Below are 15,625 nucleotides of genomic sequence, written 5' to 3' on the forward strand. Positions count from 1 at the left end.
CGCCCCACCCTCGCGCCCCGCCGCTCCCGCAGCGGGCTCGCGTGCAGGGTCGGGCGCAGGGTCGCGCGCCGCCCAGCGCCGCAGCCACGGGTGGAGCCGACCGTCCCCGAGCGGCGCGTCGCCGTGCGGCGCGTCGAGCGCCCGCCGCACCCGCCGCCGCACCACCGGCCCGGCCGGCCCCGCCACGACCTCCCCGCCCAACGCCGCGGCGGCGACCTCGGCGGGGGGCGCGCCGGGCGCGGCGGGATCGGGGGCGTCCGCGGCGGGCGCACCCCCCTCCCGCAACGCCTTCAGGCGCTCCAGCAGGTCGCTCACCGCAGCGCCTCCGCGAGCGCGCGCGCTTCGGCCTTACCGGCGTGGCCCGCCTCGCCGGGCGGACCGACGCAGGACGGACACCCGTCGTCGCAGGGGCAGTCCCGGACCACCGCGTACGCCGCACCCATCAGGGCACGGTGGTCGTCGGCGAGGGCGTCGGCGAGCCCGACGCCACCCGGGACCGTCTCGTACGCCACGACCGCCGGCAGACCGTCCAGCAGAGCGCTCGCGCCCTCCGCGATCACCCCGAGGTCGCGCGCGTCGCTCAGGATGCGCAGCGGCGCCAGCGACCGTAGGACGTAGGCGAGTCCCGCCAGCCCGCTGCGCACCCGCACCGACCGCTCCGCGCGGGCGTGACAGGCGGGACAGAGCGTCACCAGGTTCTCGGGGCGGTTCGCCTCCCGCGCCGACGCGAACGCCCGGAACGGCGTGACGTGGTGGACGTGCAGCGCCGCGCCCGCCCCGTCGCCCCCGCAGGCCGTGCAGCGGTGCGCGTCCCGCGCCAGAACCGCGCGCCGCACCGCCGGCCAGCCGGACCCGTACGCGTTCGGGTCGGCCGACCACGCCCCCTCCGCCCGGAGGCGGTCGAGGGTCGCGGCGTCCGGCCCGAAGGCGTACGCCCGCGTCCGCAGGACGTACGGCGGGAGGTCGAGCGCGTGGCGCGACAGCGTCTCGAACGTCGTCCTCCGGACCCGCCGGTAGCCGGTGACGGTCTCGCGCACGTCGACCTCCCCCGTCACGACGTGGGCCGCGCCGACCGTCCGCACCGCGAGCGGACCGGCGGGCGTCACCTCCCGCTCCCGACGGGCGCGGGTGACGACCTCGTCCCCCGTCGGGCGCAGCACCGCGCGCCCCGCCTCGAGATCGAGCGTCACGACCTCGTGCGGCGCGCCGTCGTGCAGGTACGTCGCGCCGGGGTGCACCATCCAGCGGGCGCTGGGGCCGTCCACGATCCCCACCGGGCGGCCCTCGACGTCCTCGAGGTGGACGTCCGCCCGGCCCGCCGACCGCAACGACACCGTCGCGGCGGGGTAGGCGGACCCGATCCAGTAGGTGCGGCCCTCGGCGCGGTGCGCCTCGCCGTCCGCCTCCATCTGCCGCGCCAACAGAGCGACGTCGTCGGGGCCGTACCGGCCGTACCCCTCGTCCCCCTCGAGCGGCCGTTCGAACGTCGCGCAGCGCAGGTGGTCCAACGCCAACAACGGGTGGTCGGGATCGGTGAGCGCCCGCTCCGGCGCGTCGGCGAACAACCGGTCGGGATCGCGCGCCAGGTAGGCGTCCAGCGGCGAGCTGCCCAACAGCACCACCCCGACCCCCGGTCGGTCGCGACGGCCCGCCCGCCCCAAGCGCTGCCACAACGCCGACGTCGCCCCCGGGTAGCCGGCGACCACCACCGCGTCGATCCCGCCGACGTCGATGCCCACCTCCAGCGCGTTCGTCGCGACGACGACGCGGGCGACGCCGTCGCGCAACGCCCCCTCGATCGCGCGGCGCTCCCCCGACAGCAGGCCGCTGCGGTACGCCCGCACGTCGAGGCCGCGCGCGCGGAGCGGTACGACCATCTCCTCGACCCCCTGCCGCGACCCGGCGAACACCAGCGTCTGGCGGCCCCCCTCCGCCAACGCCCCCGCGACGCGGGCGGCGTCGGCCAGCAGCGGCCTGCGGAGGCCGAGCGCTTCGTCGACGAGCGGGGGGCGGGCGACCCACACGTCGCGCGCCGCCTTCGGGGCGGCGTCCTCCGCGACGTGCACGACGTCGCGCCCCAGGACTCGGGCGGCGTGCTCGGTCGGGTTCCCCAGCGTCGCGCTGGTCGCGACGACCTGGGGGTGCGCCCCGTAGGCGCGCGCGAGGCGCACCAGGCGCCGCAGGACCCCGGCGAGGTGGCCTCCGAACACCCCGCGGTAGACGTGCACCTCGTCGACGACGATCCACGCCAAGTGCGTCAGGAACGCCCGCCAGAGGGTGTGGTGCGGCAGGACGCCGGCGTGCAGCATGTCGGGGTTCGTGATCAACGTGCGGGCCGCGGCGCGGGCCGCGGCGCGCCGGTGCGGGGGGGTGTCGCCGTCGTAGCGCACGACCGTCGACCCGCCGACCCCCGCCGCCTCCGCGAGCGCCGCGAACGCGTCGGCCTGCGACGCCGCCAACGCCTTGGTCGGGAACAACGCCAACGCCGTCGTCGCGGGGTCGCGCCGTTGTGCAGCGAGGATCGGCCCCTGGTACGCCAAGCTCTTCCCGCTCGCGGTTCCCGTCGTCAGCAGCACGTCGCGGCCCGCGTCGAGCGCCGCCCACGTCCGCGCCTGGTGGGCGTACGGGCGGCCCCGGCCGCTGGCCTCCAGCGCTGCGCGCAGCGACGCGGGGACGTCGGCCGGGTAGCTCCCGAACGTCGCGTCGCGCCCCGGCACCTCGCGCCGGGCGACCACCTCCACGCCGGTCGCCGCGAGGGCGTCCCCGACCCCGGCGGGGGCCGCGCTCAGCGGCCGACCTCCGGCGCGGCGTCCGCCCCCTCCGGCGGCGCCTCGGACGCGGAGGCGGGCGCCGCCTCCCCCTCGGGGTCGTGGAAGAACGCGTGCAGGGCGTCCGCGGCGGCCGCACCGACCCCCGGCACGGCGCGCAACGTCGCGCGGTCGGCGGCGCGCATCTCGTCGACGCTGGCGAAGTGCGCGAGCAGCGCATCGCGTCGCTTCGGTCCGATCCCGGGCACGTCGTCCAGCAGGCTTCGGGTCGCGGCGCGGCCGCGGCCCTTGCGGTTGCTACCGACCGCGACGCGGTGCGCCTCGTCGCGGACGTGGACCAACAGCCGCAGGGCGGGGTGCGTGAGCGGCAGGTGGATGGCGCGGCCCTCCTGCGTGATCAGCGTCTCCTCGCGCTTGGCGAGCCCCACGATCGGCACCTCGACGCCCGCCTCCGCCAGCGCGGCGCGCGCCGAGGAGACCTGGCCCTTGCCCCCGTCGATCAACAGCAGGTCCGGCTCGGGGAGCGACTCCGCCAGCCGGCCGGTGAAGCGCCGGACCAGCACCTGATGCATCGACGCGAAGTCGTCCGGCTTGTCCAGCCCCCGGATCTTCATCGTGCGGTAGTCCGCCTTGACCGGGCGTCCCCCCTCGAACGCCACGATCGACGCGACGGTGTGCCGCCCCATGAGGTTCGAGACGTCGTACCCCTCGATCCGCGCGGGCGGCTCGTCGAGCGCCAACTGGGCCTGGAGTTCCTTCGCGCCGGGCGCGTCGCCGCGCCGCTCGAGGCGGGCGAGCTCCGCATCGATCGCGGTGCGGGCGTTGCGGTTGGCCATCCCGACCAACTCGAGCTTCTCGCCGCGCTTCGGGACGCGCACCTCGACGCCCCGCCCGGCCCGGTCGCGCAGGAAGCGCGCCCACGTGTCCAGGTCCACCGCGTCGCTGGGCACCAACACCAGCGGTGGGATGCGCGCCACCTGGCCGTAGTGATCGGCCAGCACCCGCTCGAGGATCTCGGCGTCGTCGGCCGCTTCGGCGTTGACGAGGAACCGCGCTTCGCGCCCGACGACCCGCCCGCCGCGCATCTGGAAGATCTGCACGGCGGCGTACTTCCCGGCGGTGGCGAAGCCGAGGAAATCCAGGTCGACGCCGGGCGCCCGCGCGACGGAGGCGTCGTAGCCGGTGACCCGGCGGATCGCCTCCGCCCGGTCGCGGACCTTCGCGGCGCGCTCGAAATCGAGGCGGGCGGCGGCGTCCTTCATCTCGACGTCCAAGCGCTCCAGCACCTCGTCGACGCGCCCGTCGAGGAAGGCGCGGGCCTGGCGGACGCGTTCGGCGTACTCGTCGGGGTCGGCCTCGCCGACGCACGGCGCCAGGCACTGACCCATGTGGTGACGGAGGCACGGTTTTCGGCGCGGCTTGAGCGGCGTGCCGCTGTGCACCCGCAACCCGAACGTCTTGTTGACGACGTCCTGCACCTTCTTCACCGCCCCCGCGCCGGGGTACGGCCCGAAGTACTCGCCGCCGTCGTCGGTGCGCGAGCGGGTGAACACCAGCCGCGGGAACGGCTCGCGCGTCAACTTGAGGAACGGGTAGGCCTTGTCGTCCTTGAGCAGCACGTTGAAGCGCGGCTTGTGGCGCTTGATGAGGCTCGCCTCGAGGACGAGCGCCTCCTCCTCGCTCTGCGTGACGATGAAGTCGAGGTGCTGCGCGGTGGCGGTGATCCAGCGGGCCTTGCCGGTCCCGGTCTCGCCGAAGTAACTCGCGACGCGCGACCGGAGGTTCTTGGCCTTGCCGACGTACACCGGCCCCTCGCTCCCCTGGAACAGGTAGCAACCGGGCCCGGTCGGGAGGACCGGAAGGTCGTCGCGCGTCATCGCCACGCCCGCATTGTCGCCCGCGGGGGCGGGGCCGGCCGTAACGTCGGGCCCCGACCGGCGGCGCCGGTCACGTCCGCAGGGCGTCCCCCTCGGGCGTCAGCAGGTCGGGCGCGTCGTTCGTGGGTCGGTTCACCGCCCGGGAGACGGGGATCGCCTCGAGCGCGTCGTTCGCGGCGGGCGCCAGGAACGCCGCGACGTCCTCGGCGCGGCGCCGACCGGGCTCCATCCACGCCGCCGCCCAGGGCGGGGGCAGGACGACCGGTTGGCGGTCGTGCAGCTGCACCATCAACGGGCCCGGGCGGGTCGTGAGGATCGTGAAGCTGTCCGGCGGCGTGGCGCCCTCGTGGACGGCGTGGAGGCCGGCGAGCAGCAGCGGCGTGCGGTCGCGCCGGCGGATCCAGTACGGCCGTTTGCCCCCCTCCGCCTCGCGCCACTCGTAGAAGCCGTCCACCGGCACGAGGCACCGGTCGTGGCGCAACGCGTCGCGGAACGACGGCTTCGCGTGCGCGGTTTCCGCGCGGGCGTTGACCAGCGTCGCGCGGAACGTCGCGGGGTCGTCCACCCAGTGCGGGATCAGGCCCCAGCGGGCCCAGCGGACGACGAGGGGGGTCGCGGTGGACGCGGCGGTGGACGCGGCGGTGGACCCGGCGGTGGACGCCGCGTCGGCGTCCCGCGCCCGCACGACGACCGGGGCGCGCTGGGTGGGGGCCAGGTTGTAGCGCGGCGCGAGGGGCGGATCGAGTGCCTCGAAGGCGGTGCGCAGCGACGCGGCGGCGTCCGCTCCGAACGCCGGTTCGAACGCCGCGGCGAGCGCCGCGGGGCCGCCAAACAGGCCGTAGCGTCCGCACACGGCGCTCAGCCCTTCGCGTCCGCCCACGTCGCGCCCGACGCGACGTCGACGACGAGGGGGACGTCGAGGTCCATCGCGCCGGTCATCACCTCGCGCGCGAGGGCCTCGGTGGCGGCGAGGTCGCTGCGCGCGACGTCGAAGACGAGTTCGTCGTGGACCTGAACGATCATCGCCGCGTCGGGCGCGTCGGGCGCGGCGAGGCGGGCGTCGAGGGTACGCATCGCGAGCTTGATGAGGTCGGCGGCGCTGCCCTGGACGACGGTGTTGATCGCCAACCGCTCGCCGAGCGCCCGCTGGTTGCGGTTGCGGCTCGCGATCTCCGGGACGGGCCGCCGGCGCCCCAGGATCGTCTCGACGTACCCGTCCGCCTCCGCCCGCTCGACGCAGGCGGCGAGGAAGGCGTCGATGCCGGGGTAGCGCGCCTTGTACGCCTCGATGAACGCCGCCGCGTCGCCCTGGGGGATGCGGAGGGTGCGGGCGAGACCGAAGGCGGTCTGGCCGTAGACGATGCCGAAGTTCACGGTCTTCGCCACCTGCCGACGTTCGTCGTCGACCTCCTCGAGGGGGACGCCGTACACCTGCCCGGCGACGAAGGCATGGACGTCGAGGCCGGCGTCGAACGCCTCGCGCATGGCGGCGTCGCCCGACAGGTGCGCCAGCATGCGCAGTTCGACCTGGGAGTAGTCGGCGCTCAGGAGCACCCGGTCGTCGGCGGTCGGCACGAAGGCGCGGCGGATCATCCGGCCGGCGTCGCTACGCACGGGGATGTTCTGGATGTTCGGGTCGCTGCTCGAGAGCCGGCCGGTGGCGGCGCCCACCTGATGGAAGCTGGCGTGCAGGCGCCCGTCGCGGGGGCTGACGAAGCCCGGCAACGGCGCGACGTACGTCCCGAGCAGTTTCGTGAGCTCCCGGTAGCGCAGCACGAGGGGGGGCAGCGGGTGGTCGCTCTCCGCGGCGAGGGTCTCGAGGACCGACGCGTCGGTGCTGCGCCCGGTCTTGGTGCGCTTCACGACCCGCAAGGCGAGCCGGTCGAACAGCACCTCGCCCAACTGCGCGGGGCTGTCGGGGTTGAAGGTCGCGCCGGCCGCCTCCTGGATCTCGCCGCGGAGCGCCGCGACCCGCCCCTCGAGGGTCTCGCGGGTCTCCTCGAGCAGGTCGAGGTCGAGGCCGACGCCGTGGCGTTCCATGCGCGCGAGGACCTCGACGAGGGGGAACTCGAGGTCGGTGATCAACGTCCGCACCCGCTCGGGGGCGGCGTCGAGCTCCGCGGCGAGGCGTTCGTAGAGACGCCAGGTCGCGTCGGCGTCCTCCGCGGCGTACGTCGCGAGGTCGTCGAGGGGTACCTCCAGCATGGAGATCTGCCGTTTGCCCTTGCCGATCAAGGCTTCGGTCGGCACCAGCGTCACGCCGAGCAGGTCGGCGGCGAGCGCGTCGAGGCCGTTCCCGCGGCGTGCGGGGTGCAGCAGCGCCGCCGCGATCATCGTGTCGAAGATCGGCCCTCGGACGCGCGCCCCGGCGTTCCAGAGGACCTGCAGGTCGTACTTGAGGTTCTGCCCGACGATCCGAACGTCCGGCGCCTCGAGGGTGGGGGCGAGCGCCTCCAGCACGGCGTCCACCGGCAGGTGGTCGACGCCCTCGCCGCGGATGGGCAGGTACCAGGCGCGGCCCGGCGCCACCGCCAGCGACACGCCGATCGGCTCCGCATCGTGCGCGCGGAGGCTGGTGGTTTCGGTATCGATCGCGACGGCGGACGCCTCCGCCAACGCCGCGCGGACGTCCTCCAGGCCCGCGGCGTCGCGGACCGTGACGTACCCGTCGCGGGGCAGGCGCGCGGGCTCCGGGGCCGCGACGGCGGGACCCGCGGGGGACGCCGCGGGCCCCCCGCCGTTCCCGGCGAAGAGCGGCGCGTCGCCCTCGCCGCCGGGGAGGGCGTCCAGGAACTTCTGGAAGCCGAGCGCCTCGAACGTCGCGCGCGCGTCGTCGCGGGTCGGGTGGGGGGTGCGCCAGGCATCGAGGTCGACGTCCATCGGGACGTCGCGACGGAGCGTCACCAGGTCGCGGGTGACGGGGAGCAGCTCCGCGGAAGCGAGCAGGTTCTCGCGCCGTTTCGGGGTCTGCTCCTCGGCGTGCGCGAGGACGGCGTCGGCGCTGCCGTACTGCGCGACGAGCTTCGCCGCGGTCTTGGTCCCGATGCCGGGCACGCCGGGGATGTTGTCGGTCGCGTCCCCCACCAGCGTCTGCACCTCGACCGCCTGCTCCGGCGTGTAGCCCTTCGCCTCCAGCAGGTCGGGCCCGAACAGCAGCGTGCCGTCCTTGGGGTCGTACAGCCCGACGTGCGCGTTCAGGATCTGGTGCAGGTCCTTGTCCTTGCTGACGATGCGGAGTTCGACGTCGGCGGGCAGCCGGTCGGCGATCGTCGCGATGACGTCGTCCGCCTCGAAGCCTTGGCGTTCGAGGATGGGGACGTGCAGGTCGTCGAGGATCGCGCGGACGAGGCCGATCTGGTCGCCGAGGTCCTCCGGCGTCGCGTCGCGGTTCTCCTTGTACGCCGCGTAGGCGTCCTTGCGGAAGGTGGTTTCGTCGCTGACGTCGAAGGCGACCGCGAAGTAGGTGGGGTCCTGCCCCAACAGGTTGAGGAGGAGTTGCGTGAAGACGTAGGCGGCCTTGACGTTGCGGCCGTCGGGGGTCGTGAGCTCGCGGAACGGCGCGTAGTACGCGCGGAAGATCTGGGCGTGCCCGTCGAGCAGGTAGAAGGTCTTCACGGGCGTCTCCGTCGGGGCTTCGGCATCGCCGGCAACCTAGCACGCGCCGCCCCGCCGACCGGCTTCGTGGCGACGGGCAACGTCCCCCCCGACGGCGGGCGGCTAGGGTGGAGGGGTGCCCCTCGACGTCCACGCCCCCTTCGAACCCGCCGGCGATCAGCCGAAGGCGATTCGGAGCCTCGTGGAGGGCCTCGAGGACGGCCTGCGCTACCAGACGCTGTTGGGCGTCACCGCGTCGGGCAAGACCCACACGATGGCGCGCGTCATCGAACGCACGCAGCGGCCCGCGCTCATCCTCGCGCCGAACAAGATCCTCGCCGCCCAGCTCGCGAGCGAGTTCAAGGAGTTCTTCCCCGACGCCGCCGTCGAGTTCTTCGTCAGCTACTACGACTACTACCAACCCGAGGCGTACGTCCCGGCCCGCGACCTGTTCATCGAGAAGGACGCGAACGTCAATGCGGAGCTCGAGCGGTTGCGGCACTCCGCGACGCGGAGCCTGCTGACGCGGCGCGACACGGTGATCGTCGCGTCGGTCTCCAGCATCTACGGCCTCGGTTCGCCCGAGGAGTACGAACGCAAGCACGTCCTGCTCGCGCCGGGCCTGCAGGTCCCGCGCGACGAGCTGTTGAGCAAACTCGTCGTGATGCAGTACGAACGCAACGACGTCGAGATCGCGCCCGGCCGCTTCCGCGTCAAGGGCGACGTGATCGACGTGTGGGGCTCGCACGACGAGGCGCCGGTCCGCATCGACTTGTGGGGCGACGAGATCGACGGCCTGCACGAGCTGCACCCCACGACGCTGGAGCCGACCGCGACGCTGGAGGGCACGACGATCTTCCCCGCCAGCCACTACATGATGCCGGAGGAGTCGCTCGACGCGATCGTGCGGCAGATCGAGGCCGACCTCGAGGCGCGCCTCGATTTCTTCGAGGCGAACGGCAAGCTGCTCGAGGCGCAACGCCTGAAGGAACGCACCCGCTACGACCTGGAGATGCTCAAGACGCTCGGGACGTGCAAGGGCATCGAGAACTACTCGCGCTACCTCGACGGGCGCGCCGCGGGCGACACCCCGACGACGCTGCTGGACTACTTCCCCGACGACGCGCTGGTGTTCCTCGACGAGTCGCACCAGATGGTGCCGCAGATCTCGGGCATGTACAACGGCGACCGGGCCCGCAAGACGACGCTCGTGGAGTACGGCTTTCGCTTGCCGTCGGCGCTCGACAACCGCCCGCTGCAGCTCGGGGAGTTCTTCGACAAGGTCGGGCAGGTCGTGTTCGTCTCCGCGACGCCCGGCGATCACGAGGCGGAGCGCGCCGACCAGGTCGTCGAGCAGGTCGTGCGCCCCACCGGCCTGGTCGACCCGACCATCACCGTCAAACCGACGCAGGGGCAGGTCGACGACCTGCTGTTCGCCGCCCGCGAACGCGCGGAGGCGGGCGAGCGGACGCTGGTGACGACGTTGACGAAGAAGATGGCGGAGGACCTCGCGGAGTACCTCGCGAACCACGGCGTGCGGGTCCGCTACATGCACAGCGACATCGACGCCGTGGAGCGCCAGGAGATCATCCGCGACCTGCGCCTCGGGCGCTTCGACGTGCTGGTCGGCATCAACCTGCTGCGCGAGGGGCTGGACATCCCCGAGGTGAGCCTCGTGTGCATCCTCGATGCCGACAAGACCGGGTTCCTGCGCAACCCCCGCAGCCTCGTCCAGACGATCGGGCGGGCCGCGCGGAACGTGCGGGGCGAGGTGTTCATGTACGGCGACGTCACGACCGACGCGATGCGCGTCGCGATGCAGGAGACCGAACGCCGGCGCGAGAAGCAGCTCGCCCACAACGCCGAGCACGGGATCGAACCGCAGACGATCCGCAAGGCGGTCCGCGCGGTGCTGCGCTACGGCGGGACGGCGGCGGAGGACACCGCGGAGGTCGCGCCGGCCCAGCTGGACGACGCGACCCGTACCGACCTGCTGCGGCACCGCGAGATGCTGGAGCAGGAGATGTTCGTCGCCAGCGCCGACCTGGCGTTCGAGAAGGCGGCGTCGCTGCGCGACAAGATCCGGGAGATCGACGCGATGCTGGACGGCAGCGTCACGGAGGTCGACCTCACGAAGCTCGAAGGCATCGACGAGCTGGTGACGTCCCGCCCGGCGGCGTCGTGAGCGCCGCGCGGTCCGCCGCGGGGGCGGACGTCGCCTTCGCGGGGTTCGGTCGCGACGCGCTCGCGTGGCTCTCGGAGCTCGAGACGCACAACGAGCGGGCCTGGTTCCAGGCGAACAAGGCGCGCTACGAGGCGGAGGTGCGCGGTCCCATGCGGGCGCTGCTCGCGGAGCTGGGGGGCTGGTTCGGTCCGGGGAAGGTGTTCCGCCCCAACCGCGACGTGCGTTTCGCGCGGGGCAAGGGACCGTACAAGGCGTGGGTCGGCGCGACGGTCGGGGAGGGCGGCCGGGTCGCCGGCCGCTACGTCCAGCTCGACGCGACGCACTTCCTCGTCGCCGCCGGCGCGCACCGCCTGGAGCGCGAGACATTGGCCCGCTACCGCGCGGCGGTCCGCGCGGAGGCCAGCGGGCGGGCGCTGCAGCGCATCGCCGACGCCCTCGCCGAGGCCGGCACGCCGCTCCACGGCGCGACGTTGACGCGGGGCCCGCGCGACGTGCCGCCCGACCACCCCCGGCTCGGACTCCTCAAGCACACGTCGGTGACCCTCGAGGTGCGTACGCCGGTCGGGCCGTGGCTGGCGGACCCCGACGCGGTCCTGGAGCGGGTCGTGCCGACCCTCCTCGCCGCCGAGCCGCTCCTCGGGTGGCTCCGGAAGCACCTCGCGTGAACGCCCTGGACGCGGTCTGGGACGCGCTTCCGGTCGGCGTGCTGGTGGTGGACGCGGCGGGGGTGGTGCGTCACGCGAACCCCGCGGCGGAGCTCCTCCTCGGCTGCACCCGCGGGGCGGTCGGGACGCCGCTCGTCGATCTCGTGCGGCCGGCGGAGGACGACGCGGCGCAGGCGGGCGACGCGCCGTTCCTGCCGGACGTGGATGCGGTCGTCGCGCGCCGTGCGTGGCGGGGCGTCCGGACGATCCGTGCGGCGGGGGGCGCCCGCACGGCGGTGTTCGTCCGCCTCCTCGCCCTTCCGGGCGACGCGGACGGCCGCGTGCTCGTCACGCTTCACGACGCCGACGCCGAGGTGCGGCTGCGGCAGCTCGACGACCTGTTCGAGGGGCTCGACGTGGGCGTCGCCTGGTCGGACGCGAGCGGCACGACGCTGGCGGGCATGAACCGCGCCTACGCCGCGATGCAGGGGACGACCCCCGAGGCGCTCCTGGGGACCCCGATCCTCGAGCGCTTTCCGCACGAACGACGCTCGCTCGTCCAGGCCCGCTTCGACGAGGCCGACCGGACCGGCGTCACGACCTACGACACCGAACGCGTCCGGCCCGACGGCACCACGGTCCCGACCTGGACGACGGTGCAGCGCCTCGATCCGTCGACCGGCCTGCACGCGCGCTACCTGGCGACCGTCCAGGACCTCCGCTGCGTCCGGGCGACGGAGGCGGAGCTGGAGAGCGAACGGTTGCGCACGGCGCTCGCGACCGCGACGACGGCGGTGGGGTTCTGGTCGGCGCCGGTCGGGACGACCGACGTCGCCGTCGGCGACGGCTGGGCCCGCACCCTCGGCTACGGCCCCGACGAGCTTCCCGGTGGGCTAGCGACGTTCGAACGGCTGGTGCATCCCGACGACGTCGAGCGGGTCACGTCGAAACTCCGTGCGTTCCTTCGGTCCCCCCACGGGCGCTACCGGGCGGAGTACCGCCTGGTACGGCGCGACGGGGGCGTCACCCGCGTGCTGAGCCACGCGACGGTGGAGCACGACCCCGACGGCCGTCCGGTGGCGGTGCACGGGATCGACGTCGACGTCAGCGACCTGCACGACCTCAGCGAGCGGGTCGACACCCTGACCTACACCGACCCGCTCACGGGCCTCGCCAACCGCGCCGGGGTGCAGCGGGCGGTGGAGCGGCACCTGAAGCTCGATCCGAGCCGGGCGACCGGCACGGCGGTCGTGATGGTCGGCATCGACGGGTTCCGCGCGGTCAACGACTCGCTCGGGCACGACGCCGGCGACGAGGCCCTGGCGCAGGTCGCGACGCGCCTGTCGACCTACGCCGGGCTGTTCGAGGTCGTCGGTCGGCAGGCGGACGACCGCTTCGCGCTGACCCTGAGTTCGTGGGGGGACCTGAGCGACCTCGACGGGGAGCTCGAGGAGGTCCACGCCCTCTTCGACGCGCCGCTGTCGCTCACCGGACGCTCGGTGCCGGTCGACGTGAGCGTGGGCGTCGCGATCGCCGGGACCGACGGCGGCGACGCCGGCGAGCTGCTCGCGCACGCCGAGGTGGCGCTCCACGCCGCGAAGGATGCGGGGGGCGGCCGGACGGCGTACTACGCCGTCGACCTGGACCGGATCGCGGCGGAACGCATCGCCGTCCGCAGCGACCTGGCGCGCGCCCTCGCCGACGCGCACCTGCGCGCCGTGTACCAACCCCAACGCCACCTGACGAACGGTCGCATCTCCGGCTTCGAGGCGCTGGTGCGGTGGCGCCACCCGGAGCGCGGGGACGTCCCCCCGAGCCGGTTCGTGCCGGAGGCGGAACGCTCGGGCCAAATCGTGGCGCTCGGTCGGCAGGTGCGTCGCATGGCGCTGGCCCGCTGGCGGGCGTGGAGCGACGCCGGCCTGACGCCGGGCCGGGTGTCGGTCAACGTCTCGGCCCGCGAGATCGAGGAGCCCGGCTGGGCGCGGGGGCTCCTCGGCGACCTCCGCCGCGCGGGCGTGCCGCCCGAGGGGTTCGAGGTGGAGGTGACCGAAACGTCGGCGATGCGGGCGATGGAGGTCGCTCGGGACGCGCTGGATGCGGTCCGGGCGGCGGGCGTGCGGGTCGCGATCGACGACTTCGGGACCGGGTACGCGTCGCTCGCGCAGTTGCAGCGCCTCCCCGCGGACCGCCTGAAGCTCGACGTGAGTTTCGTGCGGCGCCTGGACGCCGACGGCACCGACGCCGACCGGGAGATGGTCCGCGCGATGGTGTCCCTCGCGCACGCCTTCGGGCTGGACGCGGTGGCGGAGGGGGTCGAGACCGAGGCGCAGGAGGCGTTCCTACGGGAGGTCGACTGCGACCTCGTGCAGGGCTGGCGGGTCGCGCGCCCCCTGGAGGCGGACGACGTTCCCGCGTGGTTGGTGGCGGACGCGGGGGGGACCCCGGACCCCGGTGGGGGCGGGCCCGGGGGCGCACCCTCCGCGGACGACGGCGCACCCCCCGCCGGCCCCCCGTCCTGAGCGACGCGCCTCACCAGCGGTGGTGCACCTGCGCGCGGATGCGTTCGTCGTACACGCGGCGGATCGTTGTCATCGCCGCGTCCGAGAGGGGCGGCAGGTCGGCCGCCGCCGCGTTCTCCTGCGCCTGACGGGGGCGCTTCGCGCCGGGAATGACGGTCGAGACGGCGTCGTGCATCAGGATCCAGCGCAGGGTGGTCTGCGCCAACGTCGCGCCCTCGGGCACGACCGCCGTCAGGTCGCGGGCGGCAGCGACGCCGACCTCGAAGTCGACGCCGGCGAACGTCTCGCCGACGTCGAACGCCTCGCCCGCGCGGTTGAAGTGCCGGTGGTCGTCCTCGGCGAAGGTCGAGGCCTCGGTGAACTTGCCGCTGAGCAGGCCCGACGCGAGGGGGACCCGCACGATCACGCCGACGTCGCGCGCCTGCGCGGCGGGGAACACCCGGTCGGCGGGCTTCTGCCGGAACGGGTTGAAGATGATCTGGAGCGACGCGACGACCGGCCGCTCCAGCGCGGCGAGCGCCTCGGTCTCGGTCTCGACCGACACCCCCGCCGCGCGGATGCGGCCCTCCGCCCGCATGCGTTCGAGGGCGTCGAACGCCGCGTCGCGTCGGTAGACCTCGGGTGGGGGGCAGTGCAGCTGCAGCAGGTCGAGGGTGTCGACCCCCAGGTTCGCGCGGGAGCGGTCGACGAAGCGGACGAGTTCGTCGTAGACGTAGCCGTCGGCCACGTGCGGGTCGAGGCGGCGCCCGGCCTTCGTGGCGACGACGATGCGCTCGCGTTCGCGGGCGTCGCGGTCCGCGAGGACGCGGGCGATGAGGCGTTCGCTGCGCCCGTCGCCGTAGACGTCGGCGGTGTCGAAGAAGGTGACGCCGGCGTCGATGGCGGCGTGGAGCGCGGCGATCGCGTCGTCCTCGGGGACGTCGCCCCACGCCCCGCCGATCGCCCACGCGCCGAACCCCACGGCGCTCACCTCGTACCCGGTGGATCCCAGTCGTCGCGTCTGCATGGGGGCAGGGTATCGGTCCCGGCGGGATGGGGACGTGCAGTCCGTCAGGTCCGCCCGCCGAAGGGGCTGGAGGCGGGATGCACGAGCCGGTGCACCGCGAGGGTGAGGGCGGTCGCGGCGAGCGCCCCGCCGAACACCCACGCCGTCCCGCGGAGGGTGCCGAGCGCCTCGGGGGCCTGCAGCATCGCGACGGCGAGCGTGAGCATCACGACGCCGCCCAGGAGCTTGAGGATGCGGGCGCCGCCCTCCTCCATGCGGACGGCGCGCATCGTGACGACCGCGCCGCCGAAGAGCACGAGTTCGTCGAGGAGGTAGATCGCGACGTACACCCCCAACAGACCCCAGAACGCCCCGCCGGCCACGCCGGCGTCGGCCATCCAGGTGCTCCACACGACCGGGAAGCCGGCGGTGCAGGGGAGCTCGACGAGGGTCACGCCGAGCGCCAGGACGGCGGTGGCGGCCAGCGTCGGGAGGAGCGCGCCGTCGGCGCGCATGATGCGGCGGACGCCGCGGTAGATGCCGGGCTTCGCGGCGTCGGGGGTGGTGAGGCTGACGCCGCGCCCGAAGGCGACGTAGTCCTTGAGGTTCACCGCCGCCATGGCGGCGGCGACGAGGGCGACGACGACGCGGATCCAGCCGAGCATGGCCAGGGTGGCGATCGCTTGGAAGGTGCCGGCGATGAACAGGGCGTACGCCGCGGCGGTGATCGCGAGGAACGTCGCGCCGACGAGCAGCACCCGCCGCCGCGAGCGGGTCCCGACGACGACGCCCACCAACAGCGCGAGGACCCAGAGGGAGCAGGGGTTCACCCCGTCGATCAGGCCGATGAGGGCGGTCCCGAGCAGCAGGGGGGTGGCGGCGAGCTCGAGCGTCCCGAGGCCGGGCACGGCGATCGCGCCGGCGGACGCGGCGGGGGGCGCCCCAGGCCCCGCGTGGGGGGACGCGCCCGCCGCGAGGGGCGGGAGTTGGCCGCGGTCGACCGCCGCGGCGAGGTCGGCGCCGTGCACCTCCGTGCCGCGGCGCGGCTCGATC

At 74.5% G+C, this 15,625-nt stretch carries 10 protein-coding genes; 3 read left to right on the top strand and 7 right to left on the bottom strand.

The window, feature by feature from the left end; all coding sequences use genetic code 11:
- The 5 genes from RI554_06695 to polA all read right to left on the bottom strand — a co-directional run.
- Nucleotides 1-315 (bottom strand): hypothetical protein (locus RI554_06695; protein MDR9391702.1); only part of this gene is annotated, 315 nt, incomplete at its 3' end.
- On the bottom strand, nt 312-2,741 hold the full coding sequence (locus tag RI554_06700; protein MDR9391703.1) for a DEAD/DEAH box helicase: 2,430 nt from the start codon (nt 2,739-2,741) through the stop codon (nt 312-314). The genes RI554_06695 and RI554_06700, both read right to left, overlap by 4 nt.
- A 44-nt stretch (nt 2,742-2,785) precedes the next feature.
- Nucleotides 2,786-4,645: an excinuclease ABC subunit UvrC gene (gene uvrC / locus RI554_06705; protein MDR9391704.1), complete on the bottom strand. Its 1,860-nt coding sequence runs from the start codon at nt 4,643-4,645 to the stop codon at nt 2,786-2,788.
- Between the two features lie 70 nt (nt 4,646-4,715).
- On the bottom strand, nt 4,716-5,498 hold the full coding sequence (locus RI554_06710; protein MDR9391705.1) for an SOS response-associated peptidase: 783 nt from the start codon (nt 5,496-5,498) through the stop codon (nt 4,716-4,718).
- Between the two features lie 5 nt (nt 5,499-5,503).
- Nucleotides 5,504-8,260 (bottom strand): DNA polymerase I, encoded by a 2,757-nt coding sequence (gene polA, locus RI554_06715; GenBank protein MDR9391706.1) that lies wholly within the window; start codon nt 8,258-8,260, stop codon nt 5,504-5,506.
- Between the two features lie 115 nt (nt 8,261-8,375).
- Here polA and uvrB point away from each other — a divergent pair, with 115 nt between their 5' ends.
- From uvrB to RI554_06730, 3 genes are read left to right on the top strand one after another with little or no spacing between them, the layout of a single operon-like run.
- Nucleotides 8,376-10,424: an excinuclease ABC subunit UvrB gene (gene uvrB, locus RI554_06720; GenBank protein MDR9391707.1), complete on the top strand. Its 2,049-nt coding sequence runs from the start codon at nt 8,376-8,378 to the stop codon at nt 10,422-10,424.
- Nucleotides 10,421-11,089, top strand: coding sequence for a DUF2461 domain-containing protein (locus tag RI554_06725; GenBank protein MDR9391708.1), 669 nt, complete (start codon nt 10,421-10,423; stop codon nt 11,087-11,089). Before uvrB ends, RI554_06725 begins: the two co-directional genes overlap by 4 nt.
- Entirely contained in the window at nt 11,086-13,587 is a 2,502-nt protein-coding gene (locus tag RI554_06730) for an EAL domain-containing protein (protein MDR9391709.1), read from the top strand. Before RI554_06725 ends, RI554_06730 begins: the two co-directional genes overlap by 4 nt.
- 10 nt (nt 13,588-13,597) lie before the next feature.
- On the opposite strand, the gene RI554_06735 is transcribed toward RI554_06730, so the two are convergent.
- Both RI554_06735 and RI554_06740 read right to left on the bottom strand, forming a co-directional pair.
- Complete coding sequence (locus tag RI554_06735) at nt 13,598-14,593, bottom strand: aldo/keto reductase (protein ID MDR9391710.1); 996 nt, start codon at nt 14,591-14,593, stop codon at nt 13,598-13,600.
- Between the two features lie 44 nt (nt 14,594-14,637).
- On the bottom strand, nt 14,638-15,625 hold a 988-nt coding region (locus RI554_06740; protein MDR9391711.1), incomplete at its 5' end, for a hypothetical protein.

This window comes from Trueperaceae bacterium, from assembly GCA_031581195.1.
Classification (GTDB): Bacteria; Deinococcota; Deinococci; order Deinococcales; family Trueperaceae; genus SLSQ01.